The sequence below is a fragment of the Nitratireductor sp. GISD-1A_MAKvit genome (genome assembly GCF_040819555.1).
Lineage (GTDB): Bacteria > Pseudomonadota > Alphaproteobacteria > Rhizobiales > Rhizobiaceae > Nitratireductor.
Genome location: NZ_CP161920.1, coordinates 202,031 through 217,082, shown reverse-complemented (window position 1 = coordinate 217,082; position 15,052 = coordinate 202,031). Strand labels below are relative to the sequence as shown.

General features: G+C 59.1%; 14 protein-coding genes and 1 pseudogene. 11 read left to right on the top strand and 4 right to left on the bottom strand.

From position 1 onward, the window contains the following. Positions 1–29: 29 nt before the first annotated feature. From AB2N04_RS02215 to AB2N04_RS02200, 4 genes are all read left to right on the top strand, one after another. Positions 30–980 carry a sugar-binding transcriptional regulator gene (locus AB2N04_RS02215; RefSeq protein ID WP_367716755.1) on the top strand — a complete coding sequence of 317 codons (951 nt, stop codon included), beginning with the start codon at positions 30–32 and terminating at the stop codon, positions 978–980. A gap of 242 nt (positions 981–1,222) precedes the next feature. Continuing rightward, complete coding sequence (locus AB2N04_RS02210) at positions 1,223–2,236, top strand: sugar ABC transporter substrate-binding protein (RefSeq protein ID WP_367718711.1); 1,014 nt, start codon at positions 1,223–1,225, stop codon at positions 2,234–2,236. A 130-nt stretch (positions 2,237–2,366) separates the two neighbouring features. Beyond that, positions 2,367–3,410, top strand: coding sequence for an ABC transporter permease (locus AB2N04_RS02205; RefSeq protein ID WP_367718710.1), 1,044 nt, complete (start codon positions 2,367–2,369; stop codon positions 3,408–3,410). After that, entirely contained in the window at positions 3,407–4,186 is a 780-nt protein-coding gene (locus tag AB2N04_RS02200; protein WP_367716753.1) for an ATP-binding cassette domain-containing protein, read from the top strand. Before AB2N04_RS02205 ends, AB2N04_RS02200 begins: the two co-directional genes overlap by 4 nt. Positions 4,187–4,433: 247 nt before the next feature. Here AB2N04_RS02200 and AB2N04_RS02195 read toward each other — a convergent pair whose 3' ends face one another. Further along, positions 4,434–5,429: a sugar-binding transcriptional regulator gene (locus AB2N04_RS02195; RefSeq protein ID WP_367716751.1), complete on the bottom strand. Its 996-nt coding sequence runs from the start codon at positions 5,427–5,429 to the stop codon at positions 4,434–4,436. Between the two features lie 203 nt (positions 5,430–5,632). Here AB2N04_RS02195 and AB2N04_RS02190 point away from each other — a divergent pair, with 203 nt between their 5' ends. Then, the gene (locus AB2N04_RS02190) at positions 5,633–6,400 is read left to right on the top strand and encodes a 5'/3'-nucleotidase SurE (RefSeq protein WP_367716749.1); all 768 of its coding nucleotides are present in this window, start codon (positions 5,633–5,635) and stop codon (positions 6,398–6,400) included. Positions 6,401–6,427: 27 nt separating this feature from the next. On the opposite strand, the gene AB2N04_RS02185 is transcribed toward AB2N04_RS02190, so the two are convergent. Both AB2N04_RS02185 and AB2N04_RS02180 read right to left on the bottom strand, forming a co-directional pair. Beyond that, on the bottom strand, positions 6,428–6,841 hold the full coding sequence (locus AB2N04_RS02185) for a hypothetical protein (RefSeq protein ID WP_367716747.1): 414 nt from the start codon (positions 6,839–6,841) through the stop codon (positions 6,428–6,430). After that, positions 6,795–7,277 carry a metallophosphoesterase gene (locus AB2N04_RS02180; protein WP_367716745.1) on the bottom strand — a complete coding sequence of 161 codons (483 nt, stop codon included), beginning with the start codon at positions 7,275–7,277 and terminating at the stop codon, positions 6,795–6,797. The genes AB2N04_RS02185 and AB2N04_RS02180 overlap by 47 nt, the downstream gene beginning before the upstream one ends. A gap of 168 nt (positions 7,278–7,445) precedes the next feature. Here AB2N04_RS02180 and AB2N04_RS02175 point away from each other — a divergent pair, with 168 nt between their 5' ends. From AB2N04_RS02175 to AB2N04_RS02150, 6 genes are all read left to right on the top strand, one after another. Then, entirely contained in the window at positions 7,446–8,447 is a 1,002-nt protein-coding gene (locus AB2N04_RS02175) for an ABC transporter ATP-binding protein (protein WP_367716743.1), read from the top strand. A gap of 33 nt (positions 8,448–8,480) precedes the next feature. Next, positions 8,481–9,764, top strand: coding sequence for an ABC transporter substrate-binding protein (locus tag AB2N04_RS02170; protein WP_367716742.1), 1,284 nt, complete (start codon positions 8,481–8,483; stop codon positions 9,762–9,764). 63 nt (positions 9,765–9,827) lie between these two features. Further along, the gene (locus AB2N04_RS02165) at positions 9,828–10,700 is read left to right on the top strand and encodes a carbohydrate ABC transporter permease (RefSeq protein ID WP_367716740.1); all 873 of its coding nucleotides are present in this window, start codon (positions 9,828–9,830) and stop codon (positions 10,698–10,700) included. After that, complete coding sequence (locus tag AB2N04_RS02160) at positions 10,697–11,560, top strand: carbohydrate ABC transporter permease (protein WP_367716738.1); 864 nt, start codon at positions 10,697–10,699, stop codon at positions 11,558–11,560. The genes AB2N04_RS02165 and AB2N04_RS02160 overlap by 4 nt, the downstream gene beginning before the upstream one ends. A gap of 461 nt (positions 11,561–12,021) precedes the next feature. Beyond that, entirely contained in the window at positions 12,022–12,726 is a 705-nt protein-coding gene (locus tag AB2N04_RS02155) for a GntR family transcriptional regulator (protein WP_367716736.1), read from the top strand. Between the two features lie 167 nt (positions 12,727–12,893). Next, positions 12,894–13,856, top strand: coding sequence for a dihydrodipicolinate synthase family protein (locus AB2N04_RS02150; protein ID WP_367716735.1), 963 nt, complete (start codon positions 12,894–12,896; stop codon positions 13,854–13,856). 40 nt (positions 13,857–13,896) lie between these two features. Here AB2N04_RS02150 and AB2N04_RS02145 read toward each other — a convergent pair. Then, positions 13,897–14,926 (bottom strand): annotated as a pseudogene (locus AB2N04_RS02145) (Ldh family oxidoreductase). Positions 14,927–15,052: the final 126 nt, after the last annotated feature.

Below are 15,052 nucleotides of genomic sequence, written 5' to 3'. Positions count from 1 at the left end.
CAACCATCTTCAGTGATCCGGAGTCTGTGATGCCGCGCCCGCCAAGAAATGAAGCAACCGTCATCAAGATAGCCCAGATGCGTTATGAGCAGGGTCTCTCTCAAAGTGAGATTGCCGAGAAACTTGGCGTGTCCGTCGCGACCGTAAGTCGCCATCTCCAGATCGCCATGGATCACGGCATTGTCGAAATACGGGTGGCTGAAAACCTCCATCGCGACACCAGTCTCGAGAAAGAGCTGTCTCAGGCTTTTCACCTGCGTGATGCCGTTGTGGTCATCAACAAGTACGGGGCTTCCGAGACCAGCCGGGTTCTGGGCAGTGCCTGTGCGCGGTTTCTCTCGCAGAACATGCATCGAGGCGACATAATCGGTGTTTCCAACGGCGAGACCGTGGCCTCTGTCGCTGCCGAAATGCGAAGGGCCAAATCACGGGATCATCAGGTCGTGACATTGATTGGCGGCGTAGGGAAGGCGGAGGAGCCAACCCACACGGCACAGATCTGCCGCGCATTCGCAGATGCCATTGATGCCAAGGCGCGCATTCTGCCGTTGCCGGCCGTGGTGGAAAGCAGCGATATTGCGCTTACACTCAGAAGCACCGATGCCTTCCAGGACATCAATAGCCTTTACAGCTCGATGAGCATGGCACTTGTTGGCATCGGCTCGCTGCACGCGGCATCGTCGAGTGTTCGCGACGGGCTGTTTACACGGCAGCAATTCGCCGACATCGAGAAGCAGGGGGGAGTCGGCACCATCTGCGCGCGGTTCTACGATGGTGAGGGGCGCGCTTTGAAATCCGGCCTCGAAGAGCGAACCCTGTCGATCTTCCTGGACCAGTTTGTCCAGATTCCGATGCGCGTCGGTGTCGCCTATGGTGAAAGCAAGGTGGCTGCCATTGATGCCGCTGTGAGAGGGAAGTTGGTGAACGTTGTGGCAACCGACGAAACGACGGCCCGAGCCCTGCTGCGAGACGCATACTAAATGCAAATAATTACATTTATGTAATTCGTTGCAAATATTTCCATTTAATCTAGGATGGCGAAACCAGAGAGTGCTCGACGTTTCTCGGGCGGGTCTGTTTCCAGGCGGGTGGAGCGTGAAGCCTGGCAGACAAGAGGAAGACCTGCCGTCGCGAAAAATGTCCGGAAGCACGGATCTGGTGCGCGCGGTGTGAGTGCTGCGGACATTGCATTTATGAACCGGGAGGATCTGTGATGAATAAGATGAAGCTTGGAATTGCGGCGCTGTTTTCAGCGGTTGCGTTTGCCCCTTTGAATGCGCAGGCGGCTGACATATCGGCCTGCCTGATCACGAAGACCGATACCAATCCGTTTTATGTCGCCATGAAAAACGGTGCGATGCAGAAAGCGGAAGAGCTCGGCGTGGAGCTGAAGAGCTACGCCGGGCGCATCGACGGTGACAGCGAAAGTCAGGTCTCGGCCATCGAGGCGTGCATTGCCGACGGGGTCAACGGCATCATGCTTACCCCGTCTGACACGCGTGGCATCGTTCCGACCGTGAAGAAAGCGCAGGATGCCGGCATTCTGGTGTTAGCGCTGGACACGCCGCTTGATCCGATCGATGCCGCCGACGGCACGTTCGCCACCGACAATTTCGCTGCCGGCGAGGCCATCGGCAAATGGGCCAAGGCGTCGCTTGGCGATGAGGCCGCGAATGCGAAGATCGGTCTGCTGAACGGGCTGGTAAGCCAGTCGAGCGTCGGAGTCCTGCGCAATCAGGGGTTCCTGACAGGGTTTGGCATCGATCTCGAAGATCCGAACAAGTGGGGCGATGAAGAAGATTCCCGCATCGTCGGCAACGATGTCTCGCAGGGAAGCGAACAGGGCGGCCGCACGGGTATGGAGAATCTGCTGCAGATCGATCCCATGATCAATGTCGTCTACGCGATCAACGAACCTGCCGCAGCCGGTGCCTATGAGGCGCTGAAGGCCCTTGGCCGGGAAGGCGATGTCATGGTGGTGGCCGTTGATGGTGGCTGCCCGGGCGTCAAGAACGTGAAGGACGGGGTCATCAATGCGACCGCGCAGCAATATCCGTTGCGCATGGCATCTCACGGTGTCGAGGCCATCGTTGAATGGGCGAAAAACGGCACGAAGCCCCAGAAGACCGAGGGCAAGGATTTCTTCGACACAGGCGTTAACCTGGTGACGGAAGAACCCGTTGACGGGCTGGAATCGATCAACTCCGAAGAGGCTGCCGGGATCTGCTGGGGCTAAGGGCCGACCCGTCCCTCAAAATGGTCACGCGGTTCAGTTCGAACCGCGTGACGGCCAGACACCCCAGGCGGCAGACACCTTGATGACATCGCACGAACCCACGCCGGCAGGCGCAACAGTTTCGACGGATATGGCGGACCGCGAAAAAGACCCACTTGCCGATCTCACGACATTCGACCGGGGCAGACATACACTGCTCGACCGGTTTCAGAACCTTGTCCATGCACAGCCGGCCGCGATTCCGCTGCTTGTTCTTGTCCTGGCCATTGCAGCCTTCGGACTGTTGCTGGGGGGAAAGTTTTTCTCTGCCTTCGCGCTGACCCTCATACTGCAGCAGGTGATGATTGTCGGCATTGTCGCCGTGGCTCAGACGCTGGTCATTCTCACCGCCGGCATAGATCTGTCGGTTGGTGCGATCATGGTGTTCTCATCCGTGGTGATGGGGCACTGCACGTTTCGTTACGGGATACCGGCAGAGGTCGCGGTGGCGATCGGTCTGGCAACCGGCGCGTTTTGTGGTGCCGTGAGCGGTATGCTGGTTTCACTGTTGCGGTTGCCACCATTCATCGTCACGCTCGGAATGTGGCAGATCGTCCTTGCGAGCAATTTTCTCTATTCGTCCAATGAAACGATCCGCTCTCAGGACCTCGCCGAACACGCGCCGATTCTCCAGTTCTTTGGCGAAAGCTTCAGGATTGGCGGCGCCGTTTTCACCTATGGCGTGATTGCTATGGTGCTTCTGGCGGCGTTCATACATTTCGTGCTGAACAAGACAGCCTGGGGGCGTCACGTCTATGCCGTGGGCGATGACCCCGTGGCCGCTCAACTGGCAGGCATAAATACCCGCGGAGTGCTGATTTCGGTTTACACGGTCGCCGGTTTGATCTGTGCAATTGCCGGCTGGGCCCTGATCGGGCGGCTGGGTTCCGTTTCGCCAACCGCGGGACAATTCACCAATATCGAATCGATCACTGCCGTGGTGATCGGTGGCACCTCGCTTTTTGGAGGGCGCGGCAGCGTACTGGGCAGTGTGTTCGGCGCGCTGATCGTCGGTGTGTTCTCTCTTGGGCTACGCATGCTCGGCACCGATCCGCAATGGACATACCTCATGATCGGTGCCCTGATCATCATCGCTGTCGGTTTTGACCAGTGGGCCAGGAGGATTGCCGGATGAGTTCTTCAGCCACCATCCTTTCCGCGCGCAATCTATTCAAACGTTATGGCCGGGTCGTGGCCATGAATGGTGTGGATTTTGATCTGCGCCGTGGTGAGGTTCTGGCCGTCATCGGGGACAATGGCGCTGGCAAATCCACCCTCATCAAGGCGCTGTCGGGCGCGACCGTCCCAGACACGGGGGAAATTTTTCTCGACGGCCAGCCTGTTCACTTCACAAACCCCCAGTCTGCCCGCTCCGCAGGCATCGAGACCGTTTATCAGGACCTCGCTCTGTCACCGTCGCTTTCAATCGCCGAAAACATCTATATGGGGCGGGAGTTGCGCAGGCCGGGGGTTCTGGGCTCGGTCTTTCGGATGCTCGATCAGGCGAAGATGAACGAACGTGCCCGCAAGGAGCTGAGCGATCTGGGCCTCCTTACAATCCAGAACATCATGCAGCCCGTGGAGACGCTTTCAGGCGGCCAGAGACAGGGTGTGGCCGTCGCACGCGCGGTGACCTTCGGTTCGAAAGTGGTCATCCTCGATGAACCTACCGCGGCCCTGGGGGTGAAGGAATCACAGAAGGTGATCGACCTTATCAAGGATGTCCGGGCGCGGGGCATTTCGATCATCCTCATCAGCCACAACATGCCCCACGTCTTCGAGGTGGCCGACCGGGTTCATATTCACCGGCTGGGAAAACGCCTGTGTGTCATCGATCCTGCGAAGGTGGAGATGTCGGAGGCGGTCGCTCTCATGACAGGCGCGAAAAAGCCGCCCGCAGAGGACGTGTGAGCGCCCGAAGCGTCGCCGTTCCGCGCCGGGGAAGGCAGAAACGGCAGAGCCGCAACTTTTGGCCAGCCTCTCCAGCGCGCTATCGTATGGATGGTCGTGGAACGCGTGAAATGTAGCGGACACGCGGCGACCACGGACAATGCGGGATCAGCCGCTTTCCATCAAAGCGCAGCTTTCGCTACACTTTACGGCGGCGCAGGCCGTGCGGAGCACAATGTGGTGGAACGAAACGGCTCTGCCGGCTCCCTCAGGAACTCGTCCTTTCAATTGCAGGCAGCTCCAGCAAGGCATTGGCCGCAGCAACATCGGTGATAAGCACCCTCGCACCGGTGGCGAGCAGACCGGCTCGAATTGCCTGAACCTTCCTCACGCCTCCCGAGGCAATCACGACTTTCGGGACCTGCATCAGGTCGGTGGGGTTGATTGCCATGACACGCCGGTTGACCGGATGGTCGATGACCTCACCGGTCTTGTCGATGAAGTGGCAGAGCACATCTCCCACCGCACCGCTATCGCGCAGGCTTTTGGCATCATCGGTGCTGAGGATGCCGCGCCTGAAGATCGATGCCTGCGCGCTCAGGTCTCCTACGCTGAAAAGAGCGATATCGACGGAGCGGGCGCGCTCGCGCAGCGCACGAAAATCGGCCTGATCCCACAGCGCCGTCACGAGACTGTTGTCGGGCAAGAACACGGGGGCGGTGATCTGATAGAGTTCGGCCTGATAGAAATCGGCCAGGCGCCAGGCCACCGAAGACGGGTTGTGAACCGAGGCTCGTGTCAGGCCGCCCAGCAATGACACAACAGTCATGTCCGAGACTTCGTGCCAGGTAAGGGCCCGCATGCATGCCTGCAGTGCGCCACCCCAGCCGACGCCGACCGACAGGCCGTCGGAAACCTGTTCGGATAGAAAGCGGGCTGCAGCATATCCAACCACGCCGGCAATGGTCGATTCACTTTGATCGGATGACGGAACCACGATCGCTTCGAACAGCCCGAGGTGCTTCTCCAGCGCGCGCTGGAGAGCGAGCGAAGACTGAGCCTGTGAATTGATGATGATCTGAACAGTCCCATCCTCGCGCGTGGCCGCGAGCAGACGCAGCACCTTCAGGCGGCTTATGCCCAGATTGTGAGCCACCTGTTCCTGGGTCATTCCTTCGACATAGTAGAGCCAGGCGCAGCGGAGTTTGAGTTCCTCCTGATTGGCCTGAAAGCTGGTCCGTTTGGTTTTTTTCCTGGCTGTCACGACGTTGTTGCCCGTTCTGGAAGAATGCGCTGCTGGGGATGGTGCGTCTTCATACCACACAATCGGACTTTTCATAATGAACAAAACATCGTAAAGAAGTATAAATGTTCAAAAATGGACTAAACTCGCGCCGTGGATAATGCGGGGGGATCACCTTGACCGGGGTCTTCAGCGAGCGAATGTCATGATCTGGGGGCTCTTCTGTGAGAATTCTGATTTCCAACGACGACGGTATCGATGCGCCGGGACTGGCGGTTCTGGAGCGCGCTGCCTCCCTGCTGAGCGATGACGTCTGGACCATTGCTCCCAATGGAAACCGTAGCGGATATGGTCATTCGATCACGCTGCGTCGCAGTTTCCGCATAGAGCGTCGTTCGCCTCGTCGCTTTGCCTGTTCAGGAACCCCTGCCGATTGCGTTATTGCAGCCATGCAATGGGTTTTCGACGGGGCTGAAACACCCGACCTGGTTCTTTCGGGAATCAACGAAGGGCGAAACGTTGCCGAGGATGTTGCCTATTCCGGCACGATGGCGGTGGCCCGCGAGGCTTCGCTGGCTGGCATCCCGGGCATCGCGTTTTCCATGCCGAGGGATGCCGGGCCGGTTGAGGGAGCGGGGCTGCGATGGCTGGCAGATCGCATTGAAGGTTTCTGGCGCACGCGCAGCGAATGGGCTTATGAAGGACACTGGCTGAGTGTCAATCTCCCACACCAGTTGCCGGCCCCCATGCGTGCCGCGCGCATCGGGCGGGACAAGGTTGCCAAGCGCGTCATTATTCATCGTCAGGATGCGGACTCCGCCGACATCGAGCCATTGGCAGATCGGGATTATTCCAGCCAGTATGGTGACGAAAACAGTCTGATCGACAGCGGAAGCGCGAGCGTAACCTGTCTACACTGGATGGGGCAGGGCAGCGTTCCAGCCGCAGCGCTCTGGGAGAATGAGACTGCGCCGCGCGTCCAGCCGGCCTGAACGCGCGGAATTCTCCGCACCGGACGTCTATCCGGCGAAGGGGTAGACGACCTTGATCACGTCATCGAGATGACTGTTTTCGAACCCGGGGTGCGTGCACATTCTCGTCGCAACCGTTCCGTCGTCTTCGAACATGTGCTCGAGATAGCCGACCTGTCGTTGGCCGCCCATCTCGGGCACGAGTTCTTCACGGGTGGTGAAGGCGATTGATGGGCACCAGATGAGACCGGTCCGGCCATACTCACGTGCCCTCTGCTGGTGAAGGTGCCCGCTCGCAATCATCCTGAGATTGGGGTGCTCCATCAGAAATCGCAGGCCCTCCCGGCCTTCGGGGTCGACGGTCCAGTAGCTGAGTTCCAGCGGGTCCGGCTCGTCGATGAAAAAAGGTTGATGGCTAAACAGTGCCAGATGACGATCGCCGAGGTCGGCCAGCTGTTCCATCACCCACGCGTTCTGCTCTCTCTCGCGTGGCAGGGCCGGAGCCTATGAGCAGGGAATTGATGCCCAGAATGCGCCAGCGTTCCCGATCGATCACCCAGCGATCTTCGCCATAATGGGCGAGGTAGCGAGCCATGCGGGTCCCGTCGATCGCGCTGCCGTTTTCGCCGGCCGGTCGGGAAAGTCGCGGGTTGTCGCCGACATCGTGATTGCCGGGAAGGAAATGGATGTCGCGGTCCAGCCCCTTGTAAAACGAATGGCAGAAGTCGAAATCGTCCGCGTGGCGAATGCCGTCAAGCGTGATGTCGCCGGTATGGATGATGAGATCGTGATCAGCGTCTTTCAGCCTTTCCAGCATGAGTTCGTTGTTGCGTCGAAAATGATTCATCCGCGCCGACAGGTGTGTGTCGGACAGATGAAGCATGCTGAAAGCGGTCATTTCAGATCTCCTTTTTGAATGGGAAGGCGGCCTTGAGATTGACCTGCATTCCAGTTTTGAACATTTGTATTGACGTCGAAGAATTAGTTCAATAGCTTGAATTGAGAATTCGGGAGGTGCCTGCCGGCGATGCTGGTCAGGTTCCGGGTGAGGGGCAGAGGATCGGAAATGTCGGGAATTCAGGTCAGCGATCTCAGCAAGCGGTGGGGAACGGTGAATGCTGTTCACCAGGTGAGCTTCGAGGTGGAGCCGGGCACGCTGACCGTGTTGCTGGGGCCATCCGGCTGCGGCAAGTCAACAACGCTGCGACTGATTGCCGGGCTGGATGAAGTCAGTTCCGGCACCATTCGTATCAGCGGTCGCGATGTAACGAATGCTTCGCCTGCCGATCATGGCGTTGCCATGGTGTTTCAGTCCTACGCGCTGTTTCCCCACCTGACCGTGAAGGAAAACATCATCTTCGGCCTTCGGGTGAGACGCGTTGATGCGGCCGAGCGCGAGCGCCGGCTGAAGCGGGCGTGTGAAATTCTCAACCTGGGCGAACTGCTCGATCGGACGCCCAACCAGCTCTCCGGCGGGCAGCAGCAGCGGGTCGCCCTTGGCCGTGCCATTGTGGCTGAAGCGCCGGTTTGTCTGATGGATGAGCCGCTTTCCAATCTCGATGCAAAGTTGCGTGCGAGCATGCGCGTCGAAATTCGCGAGTTGCAGCAGCGCCTGGGCCTGACCATGGTCTACGTGACCCACGATCAGGTCGAAGCCATGACAATGGCAGACAAGATCGTCGTGATGAACCAGGGGCGCATCGAGCAGATCGCGTCCCCGCGCGAACTCTACAGCAGTCCAGCCACCACCTTTTGCGCAAGGTTCATCGGCACGCCGCCGATGAACCTCATCCCGGCCCACCACGTGCATGGTTATGAGCGGTTGCCTGATGGCTGTCTGATCGGCGTGCGTCCGGAAGACATTACGCTCGGAAACGAAGGCGTGGAGGCCGTGGTCGAGAGTGTGGAATATCTGGGTGCGGATGAACTTGTGGCTGCCCGGATTGGCGATGCGAAGGTGATTGTTCGCCAGCCTGCGCGGTCAAAGACACCACAGGGCACGATCAGGCTGGTCTGGCCACAGACGGTCGCGCATCTGTTCGGTCCGGACGGACGACGCCTTGATTAAGTGAAACGAGAACGATCCAGGGAGGAGCATTCAATGAAACAGTTTCTGAAAACGTCGTCGCTTTGCGGTGCAATGCTGGCGTTGTCGATGTCCACGGCGCTTGCCGTCGATCTCGAACTCTATTTCCCAGTTGCCGTCGGAGGAGATGCGGCGAACACCATCCAGGAAATGACCGAACAGTACATGGCCGAGAACGCCGACGTTCAGATCAACGCCATCTACACCGGCAGCTATGCCGACACGACAACCCGCGCCATCACGGCGGCTCGCGGTGGCAACCCGCCGCATCTGGCCATCCTGTCCGCCGTGGACGTGTTCATGCTTCAGGATGAAGGCCTCGTTGAGGCATGGGACAGCTACCTGACCGAGGATGAACTCGAGACCTGGGTGGGGGGCTTCTACGACGCATTCCGTGCGAACACCTACAAGGACGGCAAGACCTGGGGCATTCCTTTCCAGCGGTCCACGCCGGTCATGTATTACAACAAGGACGCCTTCAAGGAAGCGGGGCTTGATCCCGAAGCGCCACCCAGCACCTGGGAGGAGCTTGTCGAGGCCGGCAAGAAACTTACACTCCGCGATGACAGCGGGAATGTTACCCAGTGGGGAGTTCGCATCCCGTCCTCGGGCTTTCCCTACTGGCCTTTCCAGGCGCTTGCCATCGCGAACGGCGCTGAACTCATGAACGAGCAGGGCACCGAAACCTATTTCGATCAGCCGGAAGTGATCGAGGCGCTCGAGTTCTTCGTCGACCTTTCGAAAGAGCATGAAATCATGGCTCCGGGCGTTGTCGACTGGGGTGCCACCCCGCGCGCTTTCCTTGATGGCGAGACCGCGATGGCGATCACCACGACCGGCAATCTTACCAACATTCGAACCAATGCAACCTTCGATCTCGGTGTCGCGATGCTGCCGAAAAACAAGCAGTATGGCGTTGCCACAGGCGGCGGTGATTTCTTTCTTTTCAAGGGGCATGACGAGGAATCGACGCGTGCTGCCATCGACTTCGTGAAATGGGCGACCGCTCCCGAACAGGCGGCCACATGGTCAATCGCGACCGGTTATGTGGCGCCACGTCCCGACATCTGGGAAACCGAAAAGATGAAGGAGTACGTTCAGGAGGCGCCGGGTGCTCTTGTTGCCCGCAACCAGCTCGAGCATGCAGTTGCCGAGTTCTCGACCTATGAGAACGCCCGCGTGCGTCAGATCCTGAACGACGCCATCGCGGCCGCGATTGTCGGCGAGAAGTCCGCCGAGCAGGCCCTCAAGGATGCTCAGAGCGAAGCGGATGCCGTTCTGAAACTGTATCGTCAGTAGGAACAAGCCGGGGGCGGCTTGAATGGCCGCCCCCGAGCCCTGTCTCACCAAAGGCCGCAGATCATGATCAAACGCGAGTGGATAAACGCCTGGCTCCTGTTGATGCCTGCGCTGCTGTTGCTTTTCGGGTTCACGCATCTGCCGGCGGTGCAGACGGTTCTCGACAGCTTCTGGTCCACACCGCGTGGACAGCGCCCCGCGGTGTTTCTCGGGCTCGACAATTACCGGCGAATGCTGACCGATGCGGTTTTCATCAAGGCGATGGTCAACAACGCCATCTACGCAGCGATAACGATCCCGGCCTCGATCGCGCTGGCGCTGTCCATGGCTCTGTTCGTTTCCCGCAGGATACTCGGGCGGGGGGTGCTTCGGATGGCGTATTTCACGCCGACCGTTCTGCCGCTGATTGCCGTCGCCAACATCTGGCTGTTTTTCTATCTTCCGGGTTTCGGCCTCTTCGATCAGATCCGCGGGCTTTTTGGACTGCCCCCGGTAAACTGGGTGGGGCAGCCCTCAACGGCGTTGTATGCAATCACCGCGGTGACGGTCTGGAATCAGGCCGGGTTCTTCATGATCTTCTTCCTCGCGGCGCTCCAGACCATTCCGCAGAGCCTGCGCGAGGCGGCGGCGCTCGAAGGGGCTTCGAGCTGGGTCTTCTTCTGGCGGGTCACCTGGCCGTTGATCATGCCAACCACGCTCTTTGTGTCGGTCAATGCCACAATCAACGCATTCCGCATGGTCGACCATGTCTTTGTCATGACGCAGGGCGGGCCAAACAACGCTTCGATCCTGTTGCTCTACTACATTTACGATCAGGGCTTCCGTTTCTGGGATACTGCCTACGCCGCAACTCTCACCGTTGTCATGGTGGCCATCCTCGCAATTGTCGGCATCGGCCAGTTTTTTCTCCTCGACCGTCGGGTGCATTACAGATGAACACCACCGCAATTGCACGGACACAGGTTTCCGCCGGTTCTTCCGGGCGGAAGGTCAGCTTCGACCGCATGCTGTTTGTCGCTGGTGCCTGGGCATTGGCCCTGGTTTGGCTGCTTCCGCTTCTCTACGCCGTTTGGACCGCAATTCATCCATCCGCCTACGAGACACGTTTCGATCTGTTCGCCCCGCTCACGTTTGAAAATTTCATCGAGGCGTGGAATGCGGCGCCCTTCGCACGGTATTTCGTGAACACGATCCTGCTGGTCACCATGATCCTCTTCGCTCAGCTCGTGCTGTGTACCCTGGCCGGCTTTGCCTTTGCCCGGCTCGAGTTCCCGGGAAAAAACATTCTGTTCTCGCTGGTGTTGCTTCAGCTCATGGTGATGCCGGATATCCTTATTGTCCGAAACTATGCGGCGATGAGCGCCCTTGGGCTGGTCGACACGATCCTTGCGATCGGGCTTCCCTATTTCGCTTCCGGTTTCGCCATCTTCCTGCTGCGTCAGACATTCAAGACCATCCCGAAAGAACTGGACGAAGCCGCACGCATCGAGGGTTGCACGCTGCTCGGATTGCTGTGGAGGGTCTACGTGCCTCTCGCCAAACCGACCATGCTTGCGTTTGGCCTGGTTTCCGTCTCGCACCACTGGAACAACTTCATCTGGCCGCTGATCATCACTTCTTCCACCGAGACGCGTCCTCTCACAGTCGGTCTGTCGATCTTCGCAACCACCGACAGTGGAATTGAGTGGTCCATCATCAATGCGGCAACCCTGATAACATCCGGGCCGCTGTTGATCGGCTTCCTTCTGTTTCAGCGCCAGTTCGTTCAGAGCTTCATGCGGGCCGGGATCAAATAGCACCCGGTGCCCGCATTTGCGCCACCGCTCGGGCGAGGCAGATGCGCACATCCGGCAGACCCGCCAGCACCTGTCATCCTCCGTCGCTGCGTGGAGGGGAACCGTTCATGTCGCAAACTCTCCGTTGGCGATCCATCGGAACGGGGCACCTCGATGCAAGACCGGGTGACGCGATCCCGGTCGGGTCATCGGGATGCATGGTCACCGGTATATCCCCAGCCAAAACTCATTTTTCTCGGCTGTATTGAAATTAATTGATTGCGCGGACTTTTTCCGGGCACGACAATCTGCATTATTTTAAGCTCTGAGAGCAGAACCATATTTCATTACACGCGGGCATCGCATTTCGAAATTGATCCATCGCAGGTGAAAAGGGCGTGGACGCAGGGATGCGTCGCGCCCTTGACGTTCACTCCCATTCATTCCTAACAGTATTTTTCTTGTACACATGAGGTTCAGCCATGTCCGAAACCGCCACGCGCAAACCCGCCGAACGCAAGCGCGGTTCCGGCGTGCAGTTTGTCTACAATGTTCTGCGGGATGAGATTCTGGACCTGGCGCTTGCACCCGGTACACCGATTGATGAAATTCAGCTTGCGCAGCGTCTTTCCATGTCGCGCACGCCCATTCGCGAGGCGCTTGTGCGGCTCGCTGGCGAGGGACTGGTAACAACCCTGCCCAATCGCTCGACGGTGGTCGCCAACATCGATTTCCTGAACCTGCACACCTTCTTCGATGCACTGACACTGATGTATCGCGTGACCACGCGGCTCGCCGCGCGCAATCATCAGGCGGATGATCTGGTGACAATTCGCGCCCGCCAGGCAGAGTTTGCCAAAGCCGTTGAGGAGCAGGACGCGCTGGCCATGATATCCACCAATCGCGAGTTTCACGCCGCCATCGCCGTCGCAGCCCGTAATCCGTATTATGAAAGCCTGTTTCTGAGATTGCTCGATGAAGGGCGCCGGCTTCTGCGGCTATATTACTCCTCGTTCAACGACCAGCTTCCCAAGCGCTATGTCGTGGAGCATGAGGACATGATCGCTGCCATCGCGGCACGCGATGTGGAAAAGGCCGACATTCTGGCCAGTGAGCACGCTGACCAGATCGTCGAGCAAATCCGCAACATGATTGCGCGAGACCACCGGCAGAAGGTCGCGCTCTAGCCAAACGGTTCATCGGCGATCCTCCGATCGAAGGCGACAATGTCGGCTTGCATAAATTTGTGTCGACAAAAAAAATACAAGTGATATTTTGATCTCGACCCCAATCGGGAAGCGCCGCCGCTTGATGTCGGGCGGGGCATCGGTTCGGGCACTTGAAGGAGATCGGCATGACCAACCATATTTTCTCGGGATGCATTCCCGCCTTGATGACCCCTTGCAAGGCTGATCGCAGCCCGGATTTCGATGCGCTTGTACGCAAGGGCAAGGAACTGATCGAAACGGGCATGCGCGCCGTGGTCTATTGCGGCTCCATGGGCGACTGGCCTCTTCTCACCGACGAGGAGCGCATGGAAGGCGTTGCCCGGCTGGTGGGCGCTGGCGTTCCCGTCATTGTCGGTACTGGCGCCGTGAACACCAAAATTGCCGTCGCGCATGCTGCTCATGCAGCCGAGGTCGGGGCAGAAGGCCTTATGGTCATTCCGCGCGTTCTCTCACGTGGCAGCTCACCGGCAGCGCAGAAGGATCACTTCAAGGCCATTCTTGCGGCTGCGCCCGACCTGCCTGCGGTCATCTACAACAGCCCCTATTACGGTTTTGCCACCCGCGCTGACCTGTTCTTCGCACTGCGCGCGGAACACTCCAATCTGGTTGGCTTCAAGGAATTCGGCGGTGCGGCCGATCTGCGTTACGCGGCGGAGAACATCACCAGCGGCGATCCCGACATCAAGCTCATGATTGGCGTCGACACCACGGTCTATCATGGCTTCGTCAACTGCGGTGCCGATGGCGCCATCACCGGCATCGGCAATGTGTTTCCCCGCGAGGTTCTGCACCTCGTTGCATTAAGCCAGGCGGCCGCGGCAGGCGATGCGGAAGCGCGGCAGCGCGCCGCCGAGCTCGATGCGGCGCTGGGTGTGCTGTCGTCCTTCGATGAAGGGGCAGATCTTGTGCTCTATTACAAATATCTCATGGTGATGAACGGCGACGAGGAATACCGCCTGCATTTCAACGAGACGGATGCCTTGTCCGAGAGCCAGCGCGGTTATGCCGAGGCCCAGTACCGGTTGTTCCGCGACTGGTACGGCAATTGGAGCAAGCTGCCAGGCGCGGTCGCAAAATACGCCGCCTGATCGGTCTGGGAGCCCTCCCGTTTCGGGAGGGCTCCTGCCATCAGACCGCGTCGAGCCCTTTTTCTCGCAGACGTTCCAGAAGCGCCATCTCCTCACCGGTCAGGTGAATGCCTTCCGACAGCGCCTTTTCGCGCGCGGCAAACCGGCGCTGAGAGGGCAGCCTTGCTCCCTGCCCGGCCATGGCCTCAAACAGGGCCTCCGCACGCGCCATGGGATCGCCGCTGCGTCCCTGTGCGAAACGGGGCCGGATCGAAGGCAAGAATCAGCTCGCCATGGGCTGGTGCAAGGGTCGTGGTTCCCAGTGCTTCAAGCGCCTCCGGGCTCGTCAGGTCGCCGATCATGATCCCGGCAAGCAGTTCGATCATGGTGGATATGGCCGATCCCTTGTGGCCGCCAAAGGGAAGCATGGCCCCATCAAGCGCAGCTTCGGGGTCTGTCGTGGGGTTCCCGTTCCTGTCGATCGCCCAGCCTTCCGGCAGGGCCTTTCCAGCGCGGCGATAGAGCTCGATCTCTCCACGCGCGGCAACGCTGGTGGCAAAATCGAACACGTAAGGGGTGGTGTCGCGCCGCGGCCACCCGAACGCAAACGGGTTGGTGCCCAACAGGGGCGCATTGCCGCCGGATGGAGAAACGCTGGCATAGCTCGGGCACATGGCCATGGCGGCAACGCCATGTGCGGTCAATGTCTCAATCTCGGGCCACAGGGCCGAAAAATGGGTACAATCGTTGATGACAAGGGCTGCGACCCCGAATTGACGGGCCTTTTCGGCCAGCACCGGCGCACCGAGTTCAAATGCGGCGTTTGCGAAGCCACCCTTTGCCGCAACGCGCACAATGGCGCTTTCATCGCTCGCCAGTTCTGGCTCTGCGTCCGGTACGACCTTGCCCGCCTTGATGGTGCGCAGGCACCCTTCAATTCGATAGACGCCATGAGATTTGCAGGCATCGCGCTCACCCGCCACAATCACCCGCGTCAAAGCGCTGGCATGGAGTGGGGAAAGCCCCCCCTTGAGCATGATGGTCTCGACGAGATGTGCAAGCTCATCGACGGCCAACGTGGTTTCGGTCATGAAGTTGTCCTTTCCTCCGGTCTCCGGGTTGAGTTTTTGCATACATATTGTATGCATGAAGAGGCGGTTGCAAGCGCTGTGCAGCTTATGCCCTGCGGCCCTTGCCCGCACCTGAATTGTCCGAAA

What these genes read in the sequence shown, in the direction of transcription:
- AB2N04_RS02215 (WP_367716755.1), top strand. Translation starts at nt 30, where the DNA reads ATGCCGCGCCCGCCAAGAAATGAAGCAACCGTCATCAAGATAGCCCAG.
- AB2N04_RS02210 (WP_367718711.1), top strand. Translation starts at nt 1,223, where the DNA reads ATGAAGCTTGGAATTGCGGCGCTGTTTTCAGCGGTTGCGTTTGCCCCT.
- AB2N04_RS02205 (WP_367718710.1), top strand. Translation starts at nt 2,367, where the DNA reads ATGGCGGACCGCGAAAAAGACCCACTTGCCGATCTCACGACATTCGAC.
- AB2N04_RS02200 (WP_367716753.1), top strand. Translation starts at nt 3,407, where the DNA reads ATGAGTTCTTCAGCCACCATCCTTTCCGCGCGCAATCTATTCAAACGT.
- AB2N04_RS02185 (WP_367716747.1), bottom strand. Translation starts at nt 6,841, where the DNA reads ATGGAACAGCTGGCCGACCTCGGCGATCGTCATCTGGCACTGTTTAGC.
- AB2N04_RS02180 (WP_367716745.1), bottom strand. Translation starts at nt 7,277, where the DNA reads ATGACCGCTTTCAGCATGCTTCATCTGTCCGACACACACCTGTCGGCG.
- AB2N04_RS02175 (WP_367716743.1), top strand. Translation starts at nt 7,446, where the DNA reads ATGTCGGGAATTCAGGTCAGCGATCTCAGCAAGCGGTGGGGAACGGTG.
- AB2N04_RS02170 (WP_367716742.1), top strand. Translation starts at nt 8,481, where the DNA reads ATGAAACAGTTTCTGAAAACGTCGTCGCTTTGCGGTGCAATGCTGGCG.
- AB2N04_RS02165 (WP_367716740.1), top strand. Translation starts at nt 9,828, where the DNA reads ATGATCAAACGCGAGTGGATAAACGCCTGGCTCCTGTTGATGCCTGCG.
- AB2N04_RS02160 (WP_367716738.1), top strand. Translation starts at nt 10,697, where the DNA reads ATGAACACCACCGCAATTGCACGGACACAGGTTTCCGCCGGTTCTTCC.
- AB2N04_RS02155 (WP_367716736.1), top strand. Translation starts at nt 12,022, where the DNA reads ATGTCCGAAACCGCCACGCGCAAACCCGCCGAACGCAAGCGCGGTTCC.
- AB2N04_RS02150 (WP_367716735.1), top strand. Translation starts at nt 12,894, where the DNA reads ATGACCAACCATATTTTCTCGGGATGCATTCCCGCCTTGATGACCCCT.